The sequence below is a fragment of the Streptomyces sp. SID8374 genome (genome assembly GCF_009865135.1).
In the GTDB taxonomy this organism is placed as follows: domain Bacteria; phylum Actinomycetota; class Actinomycetes; order Streptomycetales; family Streptomycetaceae; genus Streptomyces.
In genome coordinates, this window is sequence record NZ_WWGH01000001.1 from 3,201,492 (window position 1) to 3,220,543 (window position 19,052).

A 19,052-nucleotide genomic window follows, 5' to 3' on the forward strand; every position below is an offset into this window, starting at 1 on the left:
GTTATTCTCCTCAGACGCATCACGAAGACCGCCGCTCGCTACGACGAGTGACGTTTTTCGAACTGCTCGTGATGGAAGCTCTGCCTCTGGGAGTCCCGTGTACCCACACGTCGGGGTTGACGCCTCGGGCCTGGCTACGCTGCGTGCATCGGTCATTGACCGCCTGCGCGGCTTCGTCCCCACCGCGTACGCCGTCCCCGCCTTTGCCACCCCTGCACCCGCCGGCCCGTGCTACGCCATGGCCGAACGCAGTGCGGCGGTCGGAAGACGCAGCACCCGCGCCGCCTCGACCACGTCGACCGTCCGCCGTCCCACGGCCGACAGCGACAGCGCGCGCATGATGGATCTCGTCGAGCGCGCACAGGCCGGTGAGGCCGACGCCTTCGGCCGCCTGTACGACCAGTACAGCGACACCGTGTACCGGTACATCTACTACCGCGTGGGCGGCAAGGCGACCGCGGAGGACCTCACCAGTGAGACCTTCCTCCGCGCGCTGCGCCGTATCTCCACGTTCACCTGGCAGGGCCGCGACTTCGGCGCCTGGCTGGTCACCATCGCCCGCAACCTGGTCGCCGACCACTTCAAATCCAGTCGGTTCCGGCTGGAAGTGACCACCGGCGAAATGCTGGACGCCAACGAGGTGGCGCGCTCCCCCGAGGACTCCGTCCTGGAGTCCCTCTCCAACGCCGCACTGCTCCAGGCCGTGCGCCGACTCAATCCGCAGCAGCAGGAGTGCGTGACCCTGCGCTTCCTCCAGGGCCTCTCGGTCGCCGAGACGGCCCGGGTGATGGGAAAGAACGAGGGCGCGATCAAGACCTTGCAGTACCGCGCCGTCCGGACGCTCGCCCGGCTCCTGCCGGACGACGCCCGCTGACCCGAGCCGCCGCAACCGACCCGTATCCGCCGTATTCGATGTCCGTAAGTGACCGTCCCCTCACGCACTGGTCCGATCATCTTTCGTGCGTAACCCAAGTGCCGCGGCGCTCGTTGTGCCGGTTGCAGGCCCCCTGTCGTCACTGCATGTCCGTTTCCACTCACTCCATCGAGTGGAAGCGCTCAAGGTGTGCAACCTTCCGGACCGTCAGGGGAGTCGACCGTCATGACGAGAGGAGGTGCCGCCAGTGATCGCAAACGTTTCGGCACACCGGCGGGCGAACGCCTTCGCCCAGGCCCTGGAGGAGCAGACCCCCCAGGGTGCGGCGGCCGTACAGCCCGAGGAGCCGGCCGACCAGGCCGACCGCGGACCGCTGTTGGCCCTGGCGAACGGCCTCGGTGAGCTACCGAAGCCGCAGTTGGACCCCGAGGTCAAAGTGGTGCAGCGAGCCCAGCTCGTCGCGGCCATGGAGGCCATGTTCGCCGAGGGCGGCGCATCGACGGGCCCTACGGTGCCCGTACAACGGAGCAAGGGGGCCCACCGGGCCTCGCCACTGCGCAAACTGCGTCCCCGCTCCCGCTGGGCGAAGGGGCTCACCGCCGGTGGCCTCACCGTGGGTGTGGCAGCCGGGGCGTTCGGCGGAGTGGCCGCTGCCAGCTCCGACGCCCTGCCCGGTGACTCGCTGTACGGGCTCAAGCGCGGGATGGAGGACATCAGCCTCGGCATGGCCAAGGGCGACGCCGACCGCGGCGAGGTCTACCTCGACCAGGCGTCCACCCGGCTCAGCGAGGCCCGCAGACTCATGGAGCGCGGCCGCGCCGGCGAGCTGGACCACGAATCCCTCGGCGCCGTCAGACGCGCGCTCAACGGCATGTCCCACGACGCCTCCGAGGGCCACCGCCTGCTCCACTCCGCGTACCAGCGCGACGGCTCCATCGGCCCCATCCAGACCCTGGACACCTTCTCCCGCTCGCACCGCGCCACCTGGAGCAGCCTCCGCGACCGGCTCCCCGTCCAGCTCACCGACATCCGCGACCAGGTCAGCTCCGTCTTCGAAGCCATAGAGGACGACGTCGCCCCGCTCCAGTCCCTCCTCCCCCGCCCCCCGGGCGGCAGCGAGGACACCGGACGCACCGACACCACCACCCCGGACACCGGATCCCCCCGGACCGACGACCCCGCCCCCGCGCCCCCCTCCCACTCCGAGGGCCGCCCCGACTCCAGCACCGCACCGAAGCCTTCCGGCCCCTCGGGCTCCTCCGGCTCCTCCGGCGCGACCCCGGACGACGGCCTCCTCGGCGGCGGTACCGACGGGTTGCTGGACGAGCTCCCCACGGACGGGCTCACCCAGCCGTCGCCGGAGGGCCGCCCCAGCACCCCGCCCCGCCCCGCCCCGGACGTCACCCTCCCCCCGCTGCTCCCTGGGCTCCTCCCCGGCCTCGGGATCGACGGGGAGAACCTCAAGCCCAAGCCGTAGGACATACGTCGGAGGGGGCCGGTACGCGATCCGCGCACCGGCCCCCTCGCACGTACCCGAGCCCTCAGAAGAAGACCGACCGCCGCTGCACCAGCAGCTTGTACAGCGTGTGCTGGATCTGCTCCCGCACCTGGTCCGTCAGGTTGAACATCAGCATCGGGTCCTCCGCCGCCTCCGGCGGATAGCCGTCCGTCGGGATCGGCTCACCGAACTGGATCGTCCACTTCGTCGGCAGCGGCACCGCGCCCAGCGGACCGAGCCACGGGAACGTCGGCGTGATCGGGAAGTACGGGAAGCCCAGCAGCCGCGCCAGCGTCTTCGCGTTGCCGATCATCGGATAGATCTCCTCGGCGCCCACGATGGAGCACGGCACGATCGGCGCCCCCGCCCGCAGCGCCGTCGAGACGAACCCGCCCCGCCCGAACCGCTGGAGCTTGTACCGGTCGCCGAACGGCTTCCCGATCCCCTTGAACCCCTCCGGCATCACCCCGACGATCTCGCCCAGCTCCAGCAGCCGCTGCGCGTCCTCCGCACAGGCCAGCGTGTGCCCGGCCTTGCGCGCCAGCTCGTTGACGACGGGGAGGTGGAAGACCAGATCGGCGGCGAGCAGCCGCAGATGGCGCTCGGCCGGGTGGTTGTCGTGCACCGCGACCTGGAGCATCAGCCCGTCCAGCGGCAGCGTCCCGGAGTGGTTGGCCACGATCAGCGCCCCGCCGTCCGACGGGATGTTCTCGATGCCCTTCACCTCGACCCGGAAATACTTGTCCGCCAGCGGCCGCAGCGCCGACATCAGGACCTGGTCGGTGAGCTCCTTGTCGTAACCGAACTCGTCGACCTCGTAGTCGCCGGTGACCCGCCTCCGCAGGAACGCCAGCCCGCCCGCGATCCGCCGGTCCCAGCCGCCACCGGACCCGTCCGGGGAAACCTCCTGGGCCTCCTGGGACTGCCGGGGCTCCTGTGCCCCCTCCGCAGCCCCCTCCGCGGCCTCCGGAGCGCTCTCCGGCGGCTCGGGCAGCCGCCCGCCCGGCAGGGCGCTCACAGGGGCCGTGGAGCCGTCGCCCCGCCCACCGCTGCCGTTCCCGGTCCGGCGCCGGGCCGGACGCGAGCCGCCACCGGACCGCGAACGGTCGTCGTCGAACGGAATGACCTTGGCGTCCGCCATCGTGACCGCGCTCCTCTACCTGGCGCCGTGAGTCGTCTGTACCGCACCGGCCCCGCGCTCCCGCGGCCCGGCACCCCCCGGCAGCGGCAGCTCCGCCAGCCGGTCCACCGCCCTGCCCACCGTCTCCGGCGGCAGCAGCCCCGGACCCCGGCTCCGCGCGAACTCCGCGAAGGTCTCGGCCGTGGTGAACTCCGGCCGGAAACCGAGGGTCTCGCGCATCTGCACGGTCGAGACCACCCGCCCGTGGGTCAGCAGCCGGATCTGCTCCGGCGAGAAGTCGGTCATCCCGATCGTACGGAGCGCCGAGCCGACCCAGGTGACCGCCGGCAGCAGCAGGGGCACCGTCGGCTTCCCCAGCCGCCGCGAACACTGGGAGAGCAACAGCACACCGTCCCCGGCGATGTTGAAGGTCCCGCTGTTCAGCGTCCCGCGCCGGGGCTCACCCGCGGCGATCCTCAGGACGTCGACGACATCGTCCTCGTGCACGAACTGGAGCCGGGGGTCGTAGCCGAAGACCGTCGGCAGGACCGGCAGCGACAGATAGTCCGCCAGCGGCGAGTCCGGCCGCGGCCCCAGGATGTTGGCGAACCGCAGCACGCAGACCGCGACGTCCGGCCGGCGGCGGGCGAAGCCCCGTACGTACCCCTCGACCTCCACCGCGTCCTTCGCGAACCCGCCGCTCGGCAGCGACTTGGGCGGGGTGGTCTCGGTGAACACCGCCGGATCGCGGGGCGCCGACCCGTACACGCTTGTGCTGGACTTCACCACGAGCCGCTGCACGGTCGGCGACTTCTGGCAGGCACCGAGCAGCTGCATGGTGCCGATGACGTTGGTCTCCTTGATCGCCGTCCGGCCGCCGGCGCCGAGCGCCTTGCCGGAGACGTCCAGGTGCACGACCGTGTCGACGGCGTACTCGGCCAGGATCCGCGCCAGGGCCGACTGCCGGATGTCCGCGCGGACGAACTCCGCGTCCCCCAGCGGATGCGCGGGCGCGACCGCGTCCACGGCGATCACCCGGTCCACACCCGGCTCCCGCTGGACGCGCCGGACGAAGCGGCCCCCCAGCTGCCGGGCCACTCCTGTGACGAGGACGACCTTCCCCAAGACCAGCGCCTTCCGTCGGACCGGGAAGCGGTACCTGCTTCCCGCGGTAACTTCCCTGGCCGTCACCGTAGCGGGTGGACGGTTCCCTGTGATGACCCCATGCCCCGAAACGCACCGCAGCCCTCCCGCCAGGACGGCGGAAGGGCTGCGGATCTCACGAACTGCGTTCGCTTACTTCTTGTTGCGACGCTGAACGCGCGTGCGCTTGAGCAGCTTGCGGTGCTTCTTCTTGGCCATCCGCTTACGCCGCTTCTTGATAACAGAGCCCACGACTACCCTCGCTCACTTCATCTTCACTGGTGCGGGGCGTCTGGGCCCACACGACCTACGTCGGCCTAGCCTACCCGCCACCGGGTGAGGGACGTAATCCGAGGGCAAACCCCAGCCTTCCGGGGGCCGCCTCAGGCTGATTCCACCCCCACAAAGGACTCGCGGAGATACGCGTGAACCGCTTGCTCCGGCACCCGGAAGGACCTTCCCACCCGGATCGCCGGCAGATGACCGCTGTGCACCAAGCGGTACACGGTCATCTTCGACACTCGCATGACCGAGGCGACTTCCGCCACGGTCAGAAACCTGACCTCGTTGAGAGGCCTCTCGTTGTCAGCAGCCATGACCCACCTGTACCTTCCGCACCGGACGCGCACCGGCTTCCCCTCCGGTGACTCTTCGTCGCTGTGCGCTCACTCCCCAGATTAGGGGCGGGTGGTGCGAGTGGGGAAGAGGAGGGACGACCAGGCCACTTACGAGGACAGGCCCGCCCGGTGGAGCACATAGCGCGTCAGCGGCCGGTAGTAGTGCGAGCGGACCCCGTCGTCGAGAGGCACGACGACCGAAACCCGCCCCTCGGCCTCCCCGACGAAGAGCGCGGGATCGTCCGTATCCGCCGGCCCGATCGCCTCGATACCGAGCTGACCTGCGCCGCAGACCCACCCGTGGTCCCCGATCACCAGCTCCGGAAGCACCCCGTACCGCTCCGCCGCGTCCTGGAGCGCCACCCGGACCGGCAGCGGCGAATGCGTGTGTGCGCCGGTTTCACCACCTGTGGGGCGCCCCCCGGGCTCGCGGACCAGCGCGACCCCCCGTACGTAGTCCAGGTTGTACGTGCGTACGCCGAACCGGGTCGTTATGTCGATACATCGCCCCTGCGCCGGGGTGAGGACAGGACATCCCGCCGACGACAAGGCGTCTGCCAGCCCGGCGTAGAACCCCAGCAGCCGGTGCGGATGCCCGGTCCCCAGCAGCACCGGGGCCCGCAGCGACGCCACCCGCCCCAGCCGTTCCGCGAACGCGTCCAGCGCCGCCACCGTCCGCTCGGGATCGATCGCGTCCGGACCCGACACATGCGCGGGATCGGCCGAGACCCCGCACCGCTCGGCCATCAGCCGCAGCACCTCCGGCTCGCCCCAGGCCCGCTCGGGCGCCAGCCCGAGCATCACCCGAGGATCGCGCGCGGCGAACAGCCGGTAGCTGCGCAGACTGTTCTCGCGCGACGTGGCCACGGGCCCGGCCAGCCGGGCCGCCAGCAGATGGGCGCGCAACGCCCCGGTGCTCAACACCCTCGGGATGCTGCCGTACGGGCCCGTCCGGGCGGGCCGGATTCCCCGTACGCCCCACCGTTGGCGTAACCGCACGGCACAATGCCCGCGTACGCGTACGCCGTCGGGTCAGGCGAGCAGCCCCCGCAGCGGGAACGCCGCCTTACGGGTCGCGATGACCGCCTGGTCCAGCCGGTCCGCCGGGTCGTACCCGTCCTCCCAGGACTTCCAGGAGGGCGTACGCCCGTCGGTCATCCGGCCGGGGCCCAACTGCCGCGTACGGGCGTAGACGAGATCGCGCCACGACGGCGGCACCACGGACTCCGGGTCGACGGGAGCGTGCGCGGCGATCGCCACCAGATGCGTCCACGACCGGGGTACGACGTCCACCACCGCGTACCCGCCCCCGCCGAGCGCCACCCACCGCCCGCCCTCGGCGTACCGGTGGGCCAGCTCGTGACAGGACTCCATCACCGCGCGCTGAGCGTCCAGGGAGACGGCGAGATGGGCGAGCGGGTCCTCGAAGTGCGTATCGGCCCCGTGCTGGGTGACGAGCACCTGCGGCCGGAAATCGGCCAGCAGCTCGGGCACGACGGCGTGGAACGCCCGCAGCCACCCGGCGTCCCCGGTCCCGGCGGGCAGCGCCAGGTTCACCGCGGAACCCTCCCCGGCCCCGGCCCCGGTCTCCTCCGGCCACCCGGTCTGCGGGAAGAGGGTCCGGGGGTGCTCGTGCAGGGAGATGGTCAGAACCCTCGGGTCCTCCCAGAACGCGGCCTGGACCCCGTCCCCGTGGTGGACGTCCACATCGACGTACGCGACCCGCTCGGCGCCCAGCTCCAGCAGCCGGGCGATGGCGAGGGCCGGATCGTTGTAGATGCAGAACCCGGCGGCCGCGCCCGGCATGGCGTGATGCAGCCCCCCGGTGAAGTTCACCGCGTGCGCGGTCTCGCCCCGCCACACGGCCTCGGCGGCACCGACCGAAAGACCGGCGATCAGTGCGGACACCTCGTGCATCCCGGCGAACGCCGGATCGTCGACGGTCCCGAGCCCGTAATCCTGGTCGGCGGCCCGGGGATCGGCGGAGGCGGCCCGTACGGCGGACACGTAGTCCTGCCGGTGCACGAGCCGCAGGGTCGAGTCCCCCACGGCCTTCGCCGCCCGCAGATCCACCGCCTGATCCAGCCCGAACGCCCGCACCAGCCCCATCGTCAGGGCCAGCCGGACCGGGTCCATGGGGTGGCTCTCCCCGAAGTCGTATCCCGTAACTGCGTCATCCCACATCAGCTGTGTGCGGCCGCTCATGCCCGCCACCGTATCGGGCGGGCTCCGACGCGAACGAGCGGGCATACACGAGCGTCGCCAGCACCAGAACCATCGGTACGAGCATGGCGCCCCGGTAACTCCACGCATCGCCCAGAACCCCGACCAGCGGCGAACCCACCAGGAACCCGACATAGTTGAAGATATTGAGCCGGGCCACGGCGGCATCACTGTTCCCCGGGAACAGCCGCCCGGCCGCCGCGAAAGTCTGCGGCACGATCACACAGAGCCCGAGCCCCAGCATGGTGAATCCGGCCATCCCCACCCAGGCCCCCGGCGCCCCCGCCACCACCGCGAACCCGCCGGCCGCCAGCAGACTCCCGCCCCGCACCACGGCCACCGCCCCGAACCGCCGCACCCCGAGGTCCCCGACGGCCCGCCCCAGCAGCGTCGTCACCATGTAGACGTTGTACGGAAGGGTCGACATCTGCTCCGAGCTGCCGAGCACGTCCTGGAGGTACTTGGCACTCCAGTTGGAGACCGTCGAGTCACCGATGTACGCGAAACACATCACCAGACAGAGCGGCAGCAGCAGCTTGAACGAGAGGGAGCCGCCGGGAGCCTTCGATGCCTCGCCGCCGCCCGGGTCCGGACTCCGCCCCTCCGTGTACCACCGGCTGCCGAGGAGCGCGGCAGGCAGCAGAACCGCCACCACCGGGAGGTAGGACACGAACAACGACAGCTCCCACCGCGCCCCGACCCACGCCAGCGACGCCCCGGCGACCCCCCCGAGGCTGTACGCGGCGTGGAACCCGAGCATGATGGAGCGCCCGTACGCCCGCTGAAGGCTGACGCCCATCATGTTCATCGAGGCGTCCAGCGCCCCGACCGCCAGCCCGAAGACCCCGAGCGCCACGGCGATGTGCCAGAGCTGGCGCCCGGCGCCCACCCCGAGCAGGGAGAGCAGGACGAGGGGCTGCGCCCACCGCAGGACGACACCGGGCCGCACCCGCGCGACCACCTTCTCGGTGAGTACGCTGCCGGCGCCCGCCAGGATCGGGACAGCGGCCAGGAAGGCGGGCAGCAGCCCGTCGGATATCCCGTACTGGTCCTGAAGGGCGGGGATACGCGTCACGAGGAGCGCGAACGCCACCCCCTGGACGCCGAAGCTGAGCGCCAGTGAAGCCCTGCCGAGCCGCAAGCCCCGATCGGTCCTGCCCGCGTCTGTCATGGCCGCGAGCGTAAGCCCAGGATCTACCCATGGGTAGATGGATCAGGCGAGCAGTTCCGGGAGTTGGGCCATGTCCGAGAAGTGCCCGGTCACCCCGGTCAGCCGGTCGGCGGGCATCATCGACGTGAACCCGTACACGTCCATCCCCGCGGCCCGGGCCGCCTCGACCCCGAGCGGGCTGTCCTCGATGACGACGCACCGCTCCGGCGCGACGCCCATCCGCGCGGCGGCGTGCAGGAACAGGTCCGGCGCCGGCTTGCCCCGCCCGACGTCCTCCGAGCTGAAGATCCACTCCTCCTCGAACCACTGGTCGAGTCCGGTCCTGCGGTGCCCGACGCGGATCTTCTCGTGGCTCCCGGAGGAGGCGACGCAGTAGTCGACCCCGTCGGCGACGAGCTTGCCGAGCAGCTCCTCGGCCCCGTCCACCGCCACCAGCTCCTGCTGGAAAGCGGCAAAGGTACGGGCGTGGAGGGTGTCCTCGAAGTCCGCAGGAAGCTTCTCGCCACCCCGCTCCTCGACGAGGTCGTGCACCCGGTGCACGGCGGCCCCCATGTAGTCGCGGAGGGACTCCTCGTACGAGGTGGGGTGACCGAGCTCGGTGAGGTAGCCGGCGAGGATGGTGTTGGCGATCGGCTCACTGTCGACGAGCACACCATCGTTGTCGAAGATGACCAGTTCGTAGCGCATGGTTCGACCCTAGACGTTCGGAACGCAGAAAAGCCCCGCACCATACGGTGCGGGGCTTTCCCGGAAAAATTGTTCGGCGGCGTCCTACTCTCCCACAGGGTCCCCCCTGCAGTACCATCGGCGCTGAAAGGCTTAGCTTCCGGGTTCGGAATGTAACCGGGCGTTTCCCTAACGCAATGACCACCGAAACACTATGAAATTTGAACACCGGATAAAAACACGGCCGTTCGTTATTTCAGAACCAACACAGTGGACGCGAGCAACTGAGGACAAGCCCTCGGCCTATTAGTACCAGTCAGCTCCACCCGTTACCGGGCTTCCACATCTGGCCTATCAACCCAGTCGTCTACTGGGAGCCTTAACCCCTCAAGAGGGTGGGAATACTCATCTCGAAGCAGGCTTCCCGCTTAGATGCTTTCAGCGGTTATCCTTTCCGAACGTAGCCAACCAGCCATGCCCTTGGCAGGACAACTGGCACACCAGAGGTTCGTCCGTCCCGGTCCTCTCGTACTAGGGACAGCCCTTCTCAATATTCCTACGCGCACAGCGGATAGGGACCGAACTGTCTCACGACGTTCTAAACCCAGCTCGCGTACCGCTTTAATGGGCGAACAGCCCAACCCTTGGGACCGACTCCAGCCCCAGGATGCGACGAGCCGACATCGAGGTGCCAAACCATCCCGTCGATATGGACTCTTGGGGAAGATCAGCCTGTTATCCCCGGGGTACCTTTTATCCGTTGAGCGACAGCGCTTCCACAAGCCACTGCCGGATCACTAGTCCCGACTTTCGTCCCTGCTCGACCCGTCGGTCTCACAGTCAAGCTCCCTTGTGCACTTACACTCAACACCTGATTGCCAACCAGGCTGAGGGAACCTTTGGGCGCCTCCGTTACTCTTTAGGAGGCAACCGCCCCAGTTAAACTACCCATCAGACACTGTCCCTGATCCGGATCACGGACCCAGGTTAGACATCCAGCACGACCAGAGTGGTATTTCAACGACGACTCCACAACCACTGGCGTGGCCGCTTCACAGTCTCCCACCTATCCTACACAAGCCGAACCGAACACCAATATCAAACTATAGTAAAGGTCCCGGGGTCTTTCCGTCCTGCTGCGCGAAACGAGCATCTTTACTCGTAGTGCAATTTCACCGGGCCTATGGTTGAGACAGTCGAGAAGTCGTTACGCCATTCGTGCAGGTCGGAACTTACCCGACAAGGAATTTCGCTACCTTAGGATGGTTATAGTTACCACCGCCGTTTACTGGCGCTTAAGTTCTCAGCTTTGCACACCCGAAAGTGCACTAACCGGTCCCCTTAACGTTCCAGCACCGGGCAGGCGTCAGTCCGTATACATCGCCTTACGGCTTCGCACGGACCTGTGTTTTTAGTAAACAGTCGCTTCTCGCTGGTCTCTGCGGCCACCCCCAGCTCACCGAGTAAATCGGATCACCAGTGATGGCCCCCCTTCTCCCGAAGTTACGGGGGCATTTTGCCGAGTTCCTTAACCATAGTTCACCCGAACGCCTCGGTATTCTCTACCTGACCACCTGAGTCGGTTTAGGGTACGGGCCGCCATGAAACTCGCTAGAGGCTTTTCTCGACAGCATAGGATCATCCACTTCACCACAATCGGCTCGGCATCAGGTCTCAGACTTCATGCACGACGGATTTACCTACCGTGCGTCCTACACCCTTACCCCGGGACAACCACCGCCCGGGCTGGACTACCTTCCTGCGTCACCCCATCGCTTACCTACTACAAGTCTGGTTCATCGGCTCCACCACTACCCTCAACTCCGAAGAGATCGGGCCGGCTTCACGGACTTAGCATCGCCTGATTCAGTACTGGGCGTTTCAAAGCGGGTACCGGAATATCAACCGGTTGTCCATCGACTACGCCTGTCGGCCTCGCCTTAGGTCCCGACTTACCCTGGGCAGATCAGCTTGACCCAGGAACCCTTAGTCAATCGGCGCACACGTTTCTCACGTGTGTATCGCTACTCATGCCTGCATTCTCACTCGTGAACCGTCCACAACTCGCTTCCGCGGCTGCTTCACCCGGCACACGACGCTCCCCTACCCATCCCAGCCCCCGTTGGGGGTACATGCTGGAATGACACGACTTCGGCGGTACGCTTGAGCCCCGCTACATTGTCGGCGCGGAATCACTTGACCAGTGAGCTATTACGCACTCTTTCAAGGGTGGCTGCTTCTAAGCCAACCTCCTGGTTGTCTCTGCGACTCCACATCCTTTCCCACTTAGCGTACGCTTAGGGGCCTTAGTCGATGCTCTGGGCTGTTTCCCTCTCGACCATGGAGCTTATCCCCCACAGTCTCACTGCCGCGCTCTCACTTACCGGCATTCGGAGTTTGGCTAAGGTCAGTAACCCGGTAGGGCCCATCGCCTATCCAGTGCTCTACCTCCGGCAAGAAACACACGACGCTGCACCTAAATGCATTTCGGGGAGAACCAGCTATCACGGAGTTTGATTGGCCTTTCACCCCTAACCACAGGTCATCCCCCAGGTTTTCAACCCTGGTGGGTTCGGTCCTCCACGAAGTCTTACCTCCGCTTCAACCTGCCCATGGCTAGATCACTCCGCTTCGGGTCTAGAGCGTGCAACTAGTTCGCCCTATTCGGACTCGCTTTCGCTACGGCTTCCCCACACGGGTTAACCTCGCTACACACCGCTAACTCGCAGGCTCATTCTTCAAAAGGCACGCAGTCACGACTGCATGTGCAAGCACACACAGCGACGCTCCCACGGCTTGTAGGCACACGGTTTCAGGTACTATTTCACTCCGCTCCCGCGGTACTTTTCACCATTCCCTCACGGTACTATCCGCTATCGGTCACCAGGGAATATTTAGGCTTAGCGGGTGGTCCCGCCAGATTCACACGGGATTTCTCGGGCCCCGTGCTACTTGGGTGGTTCTCAAGCAAGCCGTTGATGTTTCAGCTACGGGGGTCTTACCCTCTACGCCGGACCTTTCGCATGTCCTTCGCCTACATCAACGGTTTCTGACTTGCCGACCAATCGGCAGATTGATCAAGAGAACTCCCACAACCCCGTATGCGCAACCCCTGCCGGGTATCACACGCATACGGTTTGGCCTCATCCAGTTTCGCTCGCCACTACTCCCGGAATCACGGTTGTTTTCTCTTCCTGAGGGTACTGAGATGTTTCACTTCCCCTCGTTCCCTCCACACTGCCTATGTGTTCAGCAGCGGGTGACAGCCCATGACGACTGCCGGGTTTCCCCATTCGGAAACCCCCGGATCAAAGCTTGGTTGACAGCTCCCCGGGGACTATCGTGGCCTCCCACGTCCTTCATCGGTTCCTGGTGCCAAGGCATCCACCGTGCGCCCTTAAAAACTTGGCCACAGATGCTCGCGTCCACTGTGCAGTTCTCAAACAACGACCAGCCACCCACCACCCCACCCTGTACAGGTGAGTTCACTGGGGCCGGATCGAAGGCGACCTTACGGCCGTACCTTCAGATACCCAACAGCGTGCCCGACCCGACCGATCCATCCCCACGTTCCACGCCGAAGCAGTACTAGTGACAACCAACCTGTCGTGCCGAATAGTCAACGTTCCACCCATGAGCTGACCACCGTCGAACATTTGCCGACGTAGTGGCTCTGGATCCCCGAAGGGATCTAGATGCTCCTTAGAAAGGAGGTGATCCAGCCGCACCTTCCGGTACGGCTACCTTGTTACGACTTCGTCCCAATCGCCAGTCCCACCTTCGACAGCTCCCTCCCACAAGGGGTTGGGCCACCGGCTTCGGGTGTTACCGACTTTCGTGACGTGACGGGCGGTGTGTACAAGGCCCGGGAACGTATTCACCGCAGCAATGCTGATCTGCGATTACTAGCAACTCCGACTTCATGGGGTCGAGTTGCAGACCCCAATCCGAACTGAGACCGGCTTTTTGAGATTCGCTCCGCCTCGCGGCATCGCAGCTCATTGTACCGGCCATTGTAGCACGTGTGCAGCCCAAGACATAAGGGGCATGATGACTTGACGTCGTCCCCACCTTCCTCCGAGTTGACCCCGGCAGTCTCCTGTGAGTCCCCATCACCCCGAAGGGCATGCTGGCAACACAGAACAAGGGTTGCGCTCGTTGCGGGACTTAACCCAACATCTCACGACACGAGCTGACGACAGCCATGCACCACCTGTATACCGACCACAAGGGGGGCACCATCTCTGATGCTTTCCGGTATATGTCAAGCCTTGGTAAGGTTCTTCGCGTTGCGTCGAATTAAGCCACATGCTCCGCTGCTTGTGCGGGCCCCCGTCAATTCCTTTGAGTTTTAGCCTTGCGGCCGTACTCCCCAGGCGGGGAACTTAATGCGTTAGCTGCGGCACCGACGACGTGGAATGTCGCCAACACCTAGTTCCCAACGTTTACGGCGTGGACTACCAGGGTATCTAATCCTGTTCGCTCCCCACGCTTTCGCTCCTCAGCGTCAGTAATGGCCCAGAGATCCGCCTTCGCCACCGGTGTTCCTCCTGATATCTGCGCATTTCACCGCTACACCAGGAATTCCGATCTCCCCTACCACACTCTAGCTAGCCCGTATCGAATGCAGACCCGGGGTTAAGCCCCGGGCTTTCACATCCGACGTGACAAGCCGCCTACGAGCTCTTTACGCCCAATAATTCCGGACAACGCTTGCGCCCTACGTATTACCGCGGCTGCTGGCACGTAGTTAGCCGGCGCTTCTTCTGCAGGTACCGTCACTTTCGCTTCTTCCCTGCTGAAAGAGGTTTACAACCCGAAGGCCGTCATCCCTCACGCGGCGTCGCTGCATCAGGCTTTCGCCCATTGTGCAATATTCCCCACTGCTGCCTCCCGTAGGAGTCTGGGCCGTGTCTCAGTCCCAGTGTGGCCGGTCGCCCTCTCAGGCCGGCTACCCGTCGTCGCCTTGGTAGGCCATTACCCCACCAACAAGCTGATAGGCCGCGGGCTCATCCTTCACCGCCGGAGCTTTTAACCCCGTCCCATGCGGGACAGAGTGTTATCCGGTATTAGACCCCGTTTCCAGGGCTTGTCCCAGAGTGAAGGGCAGATTGCCCACGTGTTACTCACCCGTTCGCCACTAATCCACCCCGAAAGGCTTCATCGTTCGACTTGCATGTGTTAAGCACGCCGCCAGCGTTCGTCCTGAGCCAGGATCAAACTCTCCGTGAATGTTTACCCGTAATCGGGTGCACACACACGAGAGCGGAACAACCGGTCGGAATAAGACCCGTTGTTCACAGCGTCCTCGCTGTGTAATTGCCTACCGTCACCGAAGTGGACCGGTAGGACTTTTCAAAGGAACCACCAACCTGCACCAGGTGCAGGCCGGGGTATCAACATATCTGGCGTTGACTTTTGGCACGCTGTTGAGTTCTCAAGGAACGGACGCTTCCTTCGGTCCCGTTTCACCGGGGCCCTCCGGGCGCTTCCCTTCGTTTTCTTTCCTGTCTTGCGTTTCCGACTCTATCAGACTCTTTCGTGTCCGATTCCCGGTCGAAGCGGGTCAAGCAGTTTCGCTTTCCAGGTTCTTCGCTTTCGCATTTTCCCTTTCCGGCGAGTCCGACTCTATCAGATCCTTTCGGGCCTGACTCCCAGTCAGCGGGCTTTGCCTTCCCGGCCGTTGGGCCGTTCCGACGAGTGAGACTTTAGCGGATTCCTGGCCCCCGACGCTAATCGGGGTGCGTCCCTTCGAACGCGGATTCCTCATTTCGCTAATGCGCACGAAAAAGCAGGCGACACGAGGTCGCTGCTGGTCGTGGTCACTGCGGAATGGCTGTCCGGGGACCGACCGGGGTCGGCGCTCACGTCGGACAACTCGGAGCACATTACGGTTCCGGTTCGAGTGTGTCAACCCCCGGCCTCGGGTGCGGTGGCCGGGGGGCGGGGTGGCGGCTCGGGGGCGGTCAGCCGTTGCCGGAGGCGAGTTCGCGGCTGCGGTCGCGGGCGGCTTCGAGGGCGGCGATGAGAGCGGCCCGTACGCCGTGGTTCTCCAGTTCGCGGATGGCGCTGATCGTGGTGCCGGCGGGGCTGGTGACGGCCTCGCGGAGCTTGACGGGGTGTTCGCCGCTGTCGCGGAGCATCACGGCCGCGCCGATGGCGGCCTGGACGATGAGGTCGTGGGCCTGGGCGCGGGGCAGGCCGAGCAGGATGCCCGCGTCGGTCATGGCCTCGACCAGGAAGTAGAAGTAGGCGGGGCCCGAGCCGGAGAGGGCGGTGGCCGCGTCCTGCTGGGACTCCGGGACGCGCAGGGTCTTGCCGACGCCGCCGAAGATCTCCTCGGTGGTGGTGAGGTGCGCGCCGGTTGCGTGGCTGCCCGCCGAGATGACGGACATGCCCTCGTCGACCAGGACCGGGGTGTTGGGCATGACCCTGACGACCGGGGTGCCCGCGGTGAGGCGGTCCTCGATGAAGGTGGTGGTGATGCCGGCGGCCGCGCTGATGACCAGGCGGTCGGTGCCCACGTGCGGGGCCAGCTCGTCGAGGAGCTTTCCCATGTCCTGCGGCTTCACGGCCAGGATGAGGATGTCCGCCGCCTTTGCCGCCTCGGCGTTGCTGACCGACTCGACTCCGTAACGCGTGTGCAGTTCCTCGGCCCGCTCGGTGCGGCGTGTGGTCACCAGGAGGTCGGCCGGTCGCCAGCCCGCCCGGATCATGCCGCTCAGGAGGGCCTCGCCGATCTTGCCGGTACCGAGGACTGCGACTGTCTGGGTCATGCGTTCACCCTCCGGGCGGTGCTCAGGTTCAGGGTCGGGGTCGTGACTGTCGTCCTTCCCGTCATCCTCGCACCGGGGGCTCAGGTCGTGCGGTGGCGTCTCAGGCCGTGCGGCGGCGCAGGGTGATCGCGCCCAGGCAGAGGACCAGGAGTGCGCTTCCCGCCACCACCGCGATGTCCCGGAGGAAGTCGCCGGTGAGGTCGGGGTGGTGGAGGACCTGGTTCATGCCGTCGACGGCGTACGACATGGGGAGGACGTTCGAGATCGCCTCCAGGGCCGGGTGCATCTGGTCGCGCGGGATGAACAGGCCGCAGAGCAGGAGCTGGGGGAAGATCACCGCCGGCATGAACTGGACGGCCTGGAACTCGGAGGCCGCGAACGCTGAGACGAACAGGCCCAGCGCCGTGCCGAGCAGAGCGTCGAGGAGGGCGACCAGGAGCAGCAGCCACGGTGAGCCCATGACGTCCAGGCCGAGCAGCCAGACGGAGACGGCCGTCGCCAGGGCGGACTGGACGACCGCGATCGCGCCGAACGCGAGGGCGTACCCCGCGATCAGGTCGCCCTTGCCGAGCGGGAGGGCGAGGAGGCGCTCCAGGGTGCCCGAGGTGCGTTCGCGCAGGGTGGCGATCGAGGTCACCAGGAACATCGTGATCAGCGGGAAGATGCCGAGGAGCGAGGCGCCGATCGCGTCGAACGTGTCGGGGGCGCCGTCGAAGACGTAACGGAGCAGCGTGATCATCGCGACCGGGACGATCAGGAGGAGTGCGATGGTGCGCGGGTCGTGGCGGAGCTGGCGCAGGACCCGGGCGGCCGAGGCCGTCGTACGGGAGGGGGTCAGGGGCCGTCGGCCTGTGGAGGGCGCTGTCGGGGTGGTCATGGTGTGGGCTCCTCGGGTCGGTTCGCCTCGTCGACCAGGTGCAGGAAGGCCTCCTCGACCGTCTCCGTGCCGGTGCGGGTGCGCAGTGCGTCGGGGGTGTCCTCGGCGAGGATGCGGCCCTCGCGCATGAGGAGGAGGCGGTGGCAGCGTTCGGCCTCGTCCATGACGTGGGACGAGATGAGGAGGGTGGTGCCCCGGTCGGCGGCCAGGCGGTGGAAGAGGTCCCACAGGTCGCGGCGGAGTACGGGGTCCAGGCCGACCGTCGGTTCGTCCAGGACCAGCAGGTCGGGGGTGGAGAGCAGGGCGACGGCCAGGGAGACGCGGCTGCGCTGGCCGCCGGAGAGTGTGGCGGCGAGGGCGTCGGCGTGGGTGGTCAGGTCCACCTCCTCGACGGCGCGTGCCACTGCGGCTCGGCGGGTCTCCCGGTGGGCGCGGCCGGGGTGCAGGACGGCGGCGAAGTAGTCGAGGTTCTGGCGGACGGTGAGGTCCGTGTAGACGGAGGGCTCCTGGGTGACGTAGCCGATGCGGGGGCGCAGGGCCGGGGATCCTGCGGGGTGGCCGAGGACGGTGAGCGTGCCGGTCACCTTGGCCTGGGTGCCGGCGACCGCGCGCATGAGGGTGGTCTTTCCGCAGCCCGAGGGGCCGAGGAGGCCGGTGATGGTGCCGGGTTCGAGGGTGAAGTCGAGGGCGCGCAGGACCGGGCGAGCCCCTCGTACGACTGTGAGGTCGCGGGCCTGGACCGCTGGGGGTGGCTGGGCCTTCCCGGGTCTGTAATTCATCATGTGATGAATTACAGACCCGGGGGTGTCCCGCCGTCAAGGGGGCGGACTGCTCGTCGGCCTCCTGCCGGGCAGCGGCAGTTGCTGGACGCGCTGGATGCCCTGCCGGTCGAGCTGGAGGGGTGGGCCGCGCAGCGTGAGGCCCGGCGGGCGGAGGGGGTGGGGGCGAGCCCGGGTGAGGAGGGCGGGCAGCGGGAGGGGGCGTTGGGCTCGGCCCCGTAACGTCAGGAGTGTTCCTACGTGAGGGGTCTTCTGTACGTCAGCGGCGCTTCGGGCGCTTGCGGGCCGCCGGGTTGCCCGTGCGGGACGAGCGGCGCTTCTCGAACTGGGCGCGGGCGCTCTCGTACTCCGCGCGGCGCAGCTTCTCGCCCGGGGCCTCGATGAACGAGCGGAAGAAGTAGGCGAGCAGCGAGCCGATGAAGCCGATCGACTTCAGGCCGCGCAGGGTGTCCTCGCGGGCCGGGTCCTTGGGGCGGGCGCCGAAGCCCTCCCAGGTCTTGCGGAACGCGATGGCGCTACAGATCGCGAACATCACGATCACCAGCATCCCGACGAGGCTGCCGACCTCCGCGATCTCCAGGCCCTGGAAGGCGAAGCGCAGGACGAAGCAGGCGGCCACGGCGGTGGCCAGCGAGCCGACCGCGACGCCGACGCGGCGCAGCCCGTAGCCGCCGTCGTGGTCGACCCAGGTCGTCCCGAAGAAGCGGATCGGCTCGGGCTGCGGGCCGGGGGGTGTGCCCGGGGGTGTGGGGGTACCGGGTGTTTCGCTGTTCTCGCTCTTCTCGCTCACGGGGTCGATTATCCCCGGACGGGGGGCGCCCCGTGAGCGAGCGGCTCGGTGGTCCGGTCAGTCGCAGCGCGGAGCTACGTAGCCGTCGCTGCCCGTGTAGACGTAGGTGTCCGAGATGAACTCGCCGTTGGCGATGTTGCACCAGAGGTTCGACGTGCCGTACGGGCCGGTGACCCGCTCCCCCGGCTTCTGGCAGTAGATCGGGACCTTCATCCCGACCGGGAGCGTCCGCACGATCCGGTAGCTGGTGCCGGGGCCGGTGCGGACGTTGACCCGGTAGCCCGGGGCGATCGGGTATCTGTGCGATGAGGCCGGTGCCGCGGCGGCGGTGGTGATTTCCTCCGGCGCCGCGGCCGCCGTCGCCGCCCCGTCCGTGGTCTGCTCGTCAACGCCCATGCGGGCCTCCCCCGTTGAGAAACGATGTGTACGAAGCCGTACGACGCGCAGGCTAACAAGCCCCACGCCACTCGCACGCACCATCGACTAGGCTCCGTGCGTCGCGCTTGCGCATCAACACA

General features: G+C 66.9%; 15 protein-coding genes and 3 rRNA genes. 2 read left to right on the top strand and 16 right to left on the bottom strand.

The features are described 5' to 3' along the window. Positions 1-97: 97 nt before the first annotated feature. Both GTY67_RS14265 and GTY67_RS14270 read left to right on the top strand, forming a co-directional pair. Positions 98-874: an ECF subfamily RNA polymerase sigma factor, BldN family gene (locus tag GTY67_RS14265; protein WP_026241604.1), complete on the top strand. Its 777-nt coding sequence runs from the start codon at positions 98-100 to the stop codon at positions 872-874. Positions 875-1,121: 247 nt separating this feature from the next. After that, positions 1,122-2,351 carry a DUF5667 domain-containing protein gene (locus GTY67_RS14270; protein WP_161278957.1) on the top strand — a complete coding sequence of 410 codons (1,230 nt, stop codon included), beginning with the start codon at positions 1,122-1,124 and terminating at the stop codon, positions 2,349-2,351. Positions 2,352-2,415: 64 nt separating this feature from the next. Here GTY67_RS14270 and GTY67_RS14275 read toward each other — a convergent pair whose 3' ends face one another. The 16 genes from GTY67_RS14275 to GTY67_RS14350 form a co-directional block, all read right to left on the bottom strand. Beyond that, positions 2,416-3,513, bottom strand: a complete 1,098-nt coding sequence (locus tag GTY67_RS14275) for a lysophospholipid acyltransferase family protein (RefSeq protein WP_093692172.1) — start codon at positions 3,511-3,513, stop codon at positions 2,416-2,418. Positions 3,514-3,528: 15 nt separating this feature from the next. Further along, entirely contained in the window at positions 3,529-4,617 is a 1,089-nt protein-coding gene (locus tag GTY67_RS14280; protein WP_093692174.1) for an NAD-dependent epimerase/dehydratase family protein, read from the bottom strand. Between the two features lie 171 nt (positions 4,618-4,788). Next, positions 4,789-4,887, bottom strand: a complete 99-nt coding sequence (locus tag GTY67_RS14285) for an AURKAIP1/COX24 domain-containing protein (RefSeq protein WP_003948845.1) — start codon at positions 4,885-4,887, stop codon at positions 4,789-4,791. Positions 4,888-5,018: 131 nt separating this feature from the next. Then, positions 5,019-5,231 (bottom strand): helix-turn-helix domain-containing protein, encoded by a 213-nt coding sequence (locus GTY67_RS14290; RefSeq protein ID WP_015609302.1) that lies wholly within the window; start codon positions 5,229-5,231, stop codon positions 5,019-5,021. Between the two features lie 129 nt (positions 5,232-5,360). Then, the gene (locus GTY67_RS14295; protein WP_093692176.1) at positions 5,361-6,176 is read right to left on the bottom strand and encodes a phosphatase; all 816 of its coding nucleotides are present in this window, start codon (positions 6,174-6,176) and stop codon (positions 5,361-5,363) included. A gap of 108 nt (positions 6,177-6,284) precedes the next feature. Then, on the bottom strand, positions 6,285-7,457 hold the full coding sequence (locus GTY67_RS14300) for an acetoin utilization protein AcuC (protein WP_161278958.1): 1,173 nt from the start codon (positions 7,455-7,457) through the stop codon (positions 6,285-6,287). Next, on the bottom strand, positions 7,426-8,646 hold the full coding sequence (locus GTY67_RS14305) for an MFS transporter (RefSeq protein WP_161278959.1): 1,221 nt from the start codon (positions 8,644-8,646) through the stop codon (positions 7,426-7,428). Before GTY67_RS14305 ends, GTY67_RS14300 begins: the two co-directional genes overlap by 32 nt. A 42-nt stretch (positions 8,647-8,688) precedes the next feature. Further along, positions 8,689-9,333 carry an HAD family hydrolase gene (locus GTY67_RS14310; protein WP_093692182.1) on the bottom strand — a complete coding sequence of 215 codons (645 nt, stop codon included), beginning with the start codon at positions 9,331-9,333 and terminating at the stop codon, positions 8,689-8,691. 71 nt (positions 9,334-9,404) lie between these two features. Further along, positions 9,405-9,521: ribosomal RNA gene (gene rrf / locus GTY67_RS14315) — 5S ribosomal RNA — on the bottom strand. Positions 9,522-9,598: 77 nt separating this feature from the next. Next, positions 9,599-12,723: ribosomal RNA gene (locus tag GTY67_RS14320) — 23S ribosomal RNA — on the bottom strand. Between the two features lie 295 nt (positions 12,724-13,018). After that, a 16S ribosomal RNA gene (locus tag GTY67_RS14325) occupies positions 13,019-14,544 on the bottom strand. The 16S, 23S and 5S rRNA genes sit together here, the layout of an rRNA operon. A 734-nt stretch (positions 14,545-15,278) precedes the next feature. Then, positions 15,279-16,088, bottom strand: coding sequence for a pyrroline-5-carboxylate reductase (proC, locus tag GTY67_RS14330; RefSeq protein WP_161278960.1), 810 nt, complete (start codon positions 16,086-16,088; stop codon positions 15,279-15,281). Positions 16,089-16,188: 100 nt separating this feature from the next. Further along, complete coding sequence (locus tag GTY67_RS14335) at positions 16,189-16,965, bottom strand: ABC transporter permease (RefSeq protein WP_161278961.1); 777 nt, start codon at positions 16,963-16,965, stop codon at positions 16,189-16,191. Further along, on the bottom strand, positions 16,962-17,747 hold the full coding sequence (locus GTY67_RS14340; protein ID WP_161278962.1) for an ABC transporter ATP-binding protein: 786 nt from the start codon (positions 17,745-17,747) through the stop codon (positions 16,962-16,964). Before GTY67_RS14340 ends, GTY67_RS14335 begins: the two co-directional genes overlap by 4 nt. 256 nt (positions 17,748-18,003) lie before the next feature. Next, positions 18,004-18,534, bottom strand: coding sequence for a hypothetical protein (locus GTY67_RS14345; RefSeq protein ID WP_161278963.1), 531 nt, complete (start codon positions 18,532-18,534; stop codon positions 18,004-18,006). A 57-nt stretch (positions 18,535-18,591) separates the two neighbouring features. Beyond that, positions 18,592-18,930: an SH3 domain-containing protein gene (locus GTY67_RS14350; protein WP_093693389.1), complete on the bottom strand. Its 339-nt coding sequence runs from the start codon at positions 18,928-18,930 to the stop codon at positions 18,592-18,594. Positions 18,931-19,052 lie beyond the last annotated feature (122 nt).

Coding starts and splice junctions, on each gene's coding strand:
- GTY67_RS14275 (WP_093692172.1), bottom strand. CDS start 3,513: ATGGCGGACGCCAAGGTCATTCCGTTCGACGACGACCGTTCGCGGTCC.
- GTY67_RS14290 (WP_015609302.1), bottom strand. CDS start 5,231: ATGGCTGCTGACAACGAGAGGCCTCTCAACGAGGTCAGGTTTCTGACC.
- GTY67_RS14300 (WP_161278958.1), bottom strand. CDS start 7,457: ATGAGCGGCCGCACACAGCTGATGTGGGATGACGCAGTTACGGGATAC.
- GTY67_RS14305 (WP_161278959.1), bottom strand. CDS start 8,646: ATGACAGACGCGGGCAGGACCGATCGGGGCTTGCGGCTCGGCAGGGCT.
- GTY67_RS14310 (WP_093692182.1), bottom strand. CDS start 9,333: ATGCGCTACGAACTGGTCATCTTCGACAACGATGGTGTGCTCGTCGAC.
- proC (WP_161278960.1), bottom strand. CDS start 16,088: ATGACCCAGACAGTCGCAGTCCTCGGTACCGGCAAGATCGGCGAGGCC.
- GTY67_RS14335 (WP_161278961.1), bottom strand. CDS start 16,965: ATGACCACCCCGACAGCGCCCTCCACAGGCCGACGGCCCCTGACCCCC.
- GTY67_RS14340 (WP_161278962.1), bottom strand. CDS start 17,747: ATGATGAATTACAGACCCGGGAAGGCCCAGCCACCCCCAGCGGTCCAG.
- GTY67_RS14350 (WP_093693389.1), bottom strand. CDS start 18,930: ATGGGCGTTGACGAGCAGACCACGGACGGGGCGGCGACGGCGGCCGCG.